Here is a 5,488-nt window from a genome sequence, read left to right as displayed (position 1 = left end):
CTGAGGCAACAAGTCCTTCTGGGGCTAAGCGCCCAGACGTAAGAAGTAATACTCTCTGCGATCGGCACGACAACACGCTGACGAAACAGTGACCGAATTGTAATCCTCCCGTTATTGGGGCGACAGCTACCCACAGGCAAACTCTCCCTACGAGGCAATGAGCCTTGATCGTGCCGCAGGGAGCAAATCATGTCCGCACACAATTCGTTCGCTATCTTCAATGTACCCTCCGACCTCCATTTGGATTTGGTTGCCCGGCTGGTTGACGTGAATCTCGACTGTTTGGAAAGGATGGTTTCCACGCAGTTTTCCCCGATCAAGGAACTCCTTGAGCGAACACCGTCGTTTTCTCTGGATCAACCTGGGCAAACAGGGGCATGGTGGGCTGCCGTAGGCTTTTTCTCCATCAAGTATTGGAAGGCATGCACCCTCGATAGTTTGGATTACCAACACCGAGTTCTGCAGACGCTGGCCCGACATTCGGCAAAGTGAACTTGATGATGTCGTCAAGGCCGGCGCGTTGACAAGACTCCTCCGGGAAGCTCATTGTCTGTGCGGAAATAATCAAAATACTCAACGAGAACCTGGTTGAACTTCGTCAGGTGGCCCAGGATGCGTTGGAAAACGGAATTCTGATGGGGTGTTGCGGACGGCAATTGCGTGAGGCGCTCGCTGACGTAATCGGGCATTTGGTGAAACCGTATTCGGCAACGCTTGCTAACGACAATGTAATTTGCAAGTCACCTTGTTGACGGCGACAGAAGCATAAACTGCATTTGTCCATGCGATTCGGACCATTGAATTCCCCAAAACCCAGAAGCCACGATCATGAAAATCTCTTCCCTCATCGCCGCTGTTCTGTTCGCTGGAGCAGCCACGACGGGTGCCGTCTACGCCGATGACAAGGCCGCGGCCCCGAAGGCTGCCGAAGCACAGGCTGACAAGGCGGCTGACAAGCCCGCATTCTCATCTCCAGGAGAAGACCGGTATCCCGCAAAGCATGCCGGATGCGAAGGCCGATAAGCCCAACGCAGCCAAGTACAAGAGCAAGCACTACCATCCACGAGATATGAAGTAACTTGCCTGTAAGGCCCCGACTTTTCAGCTATGGACATCCGCAAACCGGCAGAGCACGGCAATCGATGTGTGTGTCGCAATCTAGCACTCGCGGTCGGGTGTGACCCGAAGATGCTGAATTACAACTATTGTCGGACGGTGCTTCAGAAACGCTGGATCGTCGAATGCAACCATGGCTGCCTGGCAGAGATTCCTATGGCGGACATTGGTCTGAAATGGCATGACGTCGGCCAAATTGATCCAGTGAAGGCCATCCTGATCATGAACGGGTAGTCGCCGTCATGGCAGGAGTTCCATCCATTTCCCCAGCTGCAAACACCCCGTCGCCACCGGTGCAAGGCGGACATGAGGAACATGGAGGGGGGACGGCTATCACCGACAACGGAGCATTTTCCCAAGCCTTGAATCAGGCGATTGCCCAAAAATCCAACAATCGCGGAGGCGGCCACGGTACTCATGGCAGAGAATTTTCTGGGACGGCATCCAGTACGACATCGGCCCATCCCAAGGACCTCTCAATCGGGCAAGGTGGTCATGCCGGCCATGATTTTCAGCAGAAAATGCTTGGGGTTCGGGCGTATCGGCAGCAACTTCTGGCCTCGAATATCGCCAATGCCGATACGCCTGGCTACAAGGCGGTCGATATCGACATCAATGAGGCCGCCCGAGTCGTCACGAGCACGGCGGCATCGCTATCGTTGGCCACTACCGCTAATGGCCATCTGTCAGGGGGAACGCAGGCACCACCGTTCCCGCTGAAGTTCCATGTACCGTATCAAGCCGCAGCCGATGGTAATACGGTGGAGATGGATGTTGAGCGACAGAAGTTTTCCGAAAACTCACTGATGTACCAATTTTCCCTTGATCGGGTCAGCGGGCATTTCAAGCATCTCATGGAATTACTACAGAATTTGAAATGAAAACCATTGAACTCCCTGAAACTCCCCGGCAATTGCACCACCTGTTGGCACGACGCCTTGGCATCGGTGCGCTTCTGGTTGGCAGTCTCGCGGGAGGTCTTGCCTACTGGGTCGAATCGTATCGCGTCGAGCAGCGTACTCTTGAGCGCGCTATTACGGGGGTCAGGCATTTCGAGTCGCCTGCAATGCAGTTGGCGGTCGGCGGTGAGAAAGGAGATGGTCATTCCGCGATTTCGCAGTTGCTGACCGACGAGTTTGTCGGGATTCGAGTTTTTGCATCCAATGCCGAGATGCTGTTCGACGTCTGGCGACCACTGCCCGAAACATTGAAAGAGTTTGCCCGACAGCAGCGCCATCCATGGCCAATCCCGCCCAATAGCCATAGCAAGCGAATCCCCGTGGCAGGAGAAGAACTGGTCCAGGTCATTCTGCCGATGACCACGAATGATGGCCGTCTTGTGGGCTATGTTGAGGGGATCAGCCTGGTTTCCCAGTCAGCCTTGCATGAGAGAAAACTTCAGACTCGTGGGGCTGCGCTAACAGCCACGATTTCGGTACTCGCCGCGGCACTGCTGCTCTATCCATTGATGTCAGGATTGCTGGGGCGTACGGTGGCATTGTCGTCTCGACTCCTGGACGCCAATCTCTCACTGCTGCGATCTCTCGGAAACGCCATCGCCAAGCGTGACGCGGACACCGACGCCCATAACTACCGGGTTACCTGCTATGCGGTCACACTTGCTGAAGCGGTGGGCGTTGACAAGGAAACCGTTACCGAACTGGTGCTGGGCGCCTTTCTCCACGACGTTGGAAAAATCGGTATCCCGAATCAGATTTTGTTGAAACCGGGACGGCTGACCAGCGAAGAATTCCAGGTCATGCAGACCCACGCAGTGCTGGGCATCGAGATTGTCGCTGGCAATCCCTGGCTGTCCGGTGCCGAGAAGACCATCCGGCATCATCACGAACGCTTTGACGGGAAAGGCTATCCAGACGGACTTTCAGGAAAGGCGATACCGCTCGCTGCAAGAATCTTTGCCCTGGTGGACGTGTTCGATGCATTGACCTCCGTTCGTCCCTACAAACCAGCTTTGTCATTGGACGAGACGCTGAGCATCATGGAACGGGAGGCTGGGCAGCATTTCGACCCGGCGATCTATGCCGTCTTCCGCCAGATTGCTCCGATGCTATACGAGCAAGGCCAGTCCAGAGATCACACCCAATGGATACTGGAACTGAAGGTGATGCTTGAACGGTGCTTCAAAATGAAAACGGCCCCCGAAGGAGCCGTCGAATTTGCGTGATGCGGGAAATCAAGGACCGCGATGCCCTTCGCGTAGCAGTGGGTTGAGGCGCATGACTTCGTCGCCGTGCATGATGATCTTCTGACCATCCTTGGTTTCCATCACCATGCCTTTCTCCATGCGAATCGCACGACCGAGTTTGTCCTCCATGCCCATTTTCCCATCCTTGAAAATGTAGACCGTCGAGCCATCCTTCAGCTCAATCACTTGCTTTGCAGCAGCGCGAGCAGCATCGGATGCGAATGCGGTCACTGAGACCGCGCTCATCAGGGCAACCATCAGCATTTTTTTTCATCATTTCAATCTCCTCAAGAAGTTGTACTGCAGTATGAATAGTAGGGTGTTGATCCTGACATTTTCCCAGCTGCCGGGTGACAATTCCGTCATCCGGCAGTCAGGTTGTTCAGCCCCCCTGGTAGGCGGGGTTTTCTCTTACATAAACGGTGATGCCATCGGCTCCCGGTACGATCGTGGAGAGCGGAAAGGCCGCCGTGCCGAGCGTATCGAAGGTCCAGACAACACTCTTGCCATCGACATTGAGCTTGAGAGTTTCCAGGCGCGTGACGTTGAGATACTTGCCACCGCTGGGCAGGCTGACCTCGCGGTCGGCATTTTTCGTGGCGGCGTAGCCGAACGGAGCCAGTTGATTGGCCGTCGGAGCGCTCTGGCTTTCCGAAACGTGGCGCAGCCAGTGGTCGATGCGGGCTTCGGAATAATCTTCGTGCGCGTAGCTCGTTCCGGCGGCAGCGAGGCCGATCGCAGCGATCAGGGCAAGTTTGGAAAAATTCGTTTTCATGGTTCTCTCCTTGTGACATCGGGTTAATCGTGTCGGACTCATTTCGTCCAACCGCGATGCCATCTTACGAGTCCGATACCAACAGGACGCTGACCCACGCGTTACGTTTTTTGAAAGGTTTCGTACGCAAATTGTCAGGAAGCGAACCGCAGATTTCGTACCGCAGCGTTTATCCTAAGGTTTAGGCTTTTCCCAAGGCTGCGCTTGGGAAAAGAGGTTCTCCTTCTGAGAACAGCCGAAAACCGAGTGGTCGGGATGGTGTGATGCCCTGGCCCCCTTACCGCATTGGCTGGGCAGCTGACCCCCCTACGGTCGCGACAGGGGTAGCTCAGGGCGAGCAGCCGTTCTCACGCCGGGTGAGGGGAAAGAATCCGTTGGCGCTACAGCGGTCAAAGGATCAACGGGATTTTCCGGTGTGCGCGGAGGCTCTTCCGATGAAACAACCCGATGACTTGTCGGCGTATTACGAGGAACTTCTCGAAGGCCGCCTATGATTGTGTCGATCGCATCGTGCTCAACGGCTACTTTCCGCTTGGCCAGCAAGGTGGCGCTTTCCGTACCTGGTGGCGAGTACTGACCGGATCGGACGCCACCCTGGATGCGGACCACCTGATGCAAATGGCTGGCCGTTTCAGCCACCGGGTTCATGCTTGGGCCAAGGGACACGGCATTCCCCTGATCCATTGCCCGCCCGATCAGCGCAAGCACGAGTTGGCCGAGAAGTACCTGCCCGCGGATCTACAGTTTCGCGGTCTGTTCCTGATCCTCGTCGCCAGGGCGCCCGCCCTGGTCTGGAAGGTCACGACCTGCAAGAGCGGTGCCCCCACCTGGAGCGCAAGAAGCCCTGGCCCTACGTCAATCATTACCACTTTCCCCTCATCGACCCCGAGTGGGGTCACCTCACCATCAAAATGAGCGGACACCCGCCTTTCGGTGTCCAACTCATGCTCAACGGTCACGAATGGGTCGAACGGCAGGCCCGCGCGCAGGCCATCTCCTTGGAGAAGGAGGGTAACTGCTTCGTCGGGGGTTCGTTCCAGGCTTTGGATCAGCTCGCAGATACCTTGTGCGATGAGCACGCCATAGGGCGACTGGCCGAGGTCTGTGACCGTTGGGTGTACTCAAGCTGCCTGTGCTTCGCGCTGACGATCGAGGAGCAAGAGCGCAGCCGCTTCCGGCACCGCTACTCGGTCTATCAAATCGAGTACAGCCGCAATCTCTTGTTCGTCCGTGGCACCACCCTGGATGCGATCTTCCAGGGCTTGATTGATCGTACCCAGCGCCTGCTCGACGTGCCGATCCTGCGCACGCTGTTCGGCCGCCAACAACGACCCCGCTGGCGTGTGTTACGTCGCGCGGTGATTCAGACTGTGTGGCCCAAGGTGTTCGAG

7 protein-coding genes and 1 pseudogene are annotated in these 5,488 nt (G+C 56.2%); 6 read left to right on the top strand and 2 right to left on the bottom strand.

Going from position 1 to position 5,488, the window contains the following annotated elements; translation table 11 throughout:
* The first annotated feature begins 189 nt into the window (after positions 1–189).
* The 4 genes from E4Q08_RS23840 to E4Q08_RS23825 all read left to right on the top strand — a co-directional run bounded on the left by E4Q08_RS23840 (position 190) and on the right by E4Q08_RS23825 (position 3,301).
* On the top strand, positions 190–492 hold the full coding sequence (locus tag E4Q08_RS23840) for a hypothetical protein (RefSeq protein WP_169072233.1): 303 nt from the start codon (positions 190–192) through the stop codon (positions 490–492).
* Positions 493–1,188: 696 nt separating this feature from the next.
* Entirely contained in the window at positions 1,189–1,350 is a 162-nt protein-coding gene (locus E4Q08_RS23835; RefSeq protein ID WP_248595139.1) for a hypothetical protein, read from the top strand.
* An 8-nt stretch (positions 1,351–1,358) separates the two neighbouring features.
* Positions 1,359–1,997 (top strand): flagellar basal body rod protein FlgB, encoded by a 639-nt coding sequence (flgB, locus tag E4Q08_RS23830; protein WP_169072232.1) that lies wholly within the window; start codon positions 1,359–1,361, stop codon positions 1,995–1,997.
* A complete protein-coding gene (locus tag E4Q08_RS23825) occupies positions 1,994–3,301 on the top strand; it encodes an HD-GYP domain-containing protein (protein ID WP_012806759.1) in 1,308 nt (435 codons plus the stop codon). Before flgB ends, E4Q08_RS23825 begins: the two co-directional genes overlap by 4 nt.
* 9 nt (positions 3,302–3,310) lie before the next feature.
* Here E4Q08_RS23825 and copK read toward each other — a convergent pair whose 3' ends face one another.
* On the bottom strand, positions 3,311–3,586 hold the full coding sequence (gene copK / locus E4Q08_RS23820) for a periplasmic Cu(I)/Cu(II)-binding protein CopK (RefSeq protein WP_169072231.1): 276 nt from the start codon (positions 3,584–3,586) through the stop codon (positions 3,311–3,313).
* Positions 3,587–3,704: 118 nt separating this feature from the next.
* Positions 3,705–4,097, bottom strand: a complete 393-nt coding sequence (locus E4Q08_RS23815; protein ID WP_012806757.1) for a CzcE family metal-binding protein — start codon at positions 4,095–4,097, stop codon at positions 3,705–3,707.
* 447 nt (positions 4,098–4,544) lie between these two features.
* On the opposite strand from E4Q08_RS23815, the gene E4Q08_RS23810 reads away from it, so the two are divergent.
* On the top strand, positions 4,545–5,012 hold the full coding sequence (locus E4Q08_RS23810) for a hypothetical protein (protein WP_041568871.1): 468 nt from the start codon (positions 4,545–4,547) through the stop codon (positions 5,010–5,012).
* Between the two features lie 29 nt (positions 5,013–5,041).
* Positions 5,042–5,488 (top strand): annotated as a pseudogene (locus E4Q08_RS23805) (hypothetical protein); the annotation flags it as partial.

Source organism: Candidatus Accumulibacter contiguus, assembly GCF_012940005.1.
GTDB classification, from domain to species: Bacteria; Pseudomonadota; Gammaproteobacteria; order Burkholderiales; family Rhodocyclaceae; genus Accumulibacter; species Accumulibacter contiguus.
Note: the sequence above shows the minus strand (reverse complement) of the source record. Positions and strands in the feature narration are given on the sequence as shown.

What these genes read in the sequence shown, in the direction of transcription:
- E4Q08_RS23840 (WP_169072233.1), top strand. Translation starts at nt 190, where the DNA reads ATGTCCGCACACAATTCGTTCGCTATCTTCAATGTACCCTCCGACCTC.
- E4Q08_RS23835 (WP_248595139.1), top strand. Translation starts at nt 1,189, where the DNA reads ATGCTGAATTACAACTATTGTCGGACGGTGCTTCAGAAACGCTGGATC.
- flgB (WP_169072232.1), top strand. Translation starts at nt 1,359, where the DNA reads ATGGCAGGAGTTCCATCCATTTCCCCAGCTGCAAACACCCCGTCGCCA.
- E4Q08_RS23825 (WP_012806759.1), top strand. Translation starts at nt 1,994, where the DNA reads ATGAAAACCATTGAACTCCCTGAAACTCCCCGGCAATTGCACCACCTG.
- copK (WP_169072231.1), bottom strand. Translation starts at nt 3,586, where the DNA reads ATGCTGATGGTTGCCCTGATGAGCGCGGTCTCAGTGACCGCATTCGCA.
- E4Q08_RS23815 (WP_012806757.1), bottom strand. Translation starts at nt 4,097, where the DNA reads ATGAAAACGAATTTTTCCAAACTTGCCCTGATCGCTGCGATCGGCCTC.
- E4Q08_RS23810 (WP_041568871.1), top strand. Translation starts at nt 4,545, where the DNA reads ATGACTTGTCGGCGTATTACGAGGAACTTCTCGAAGGCCGCCTATGAT.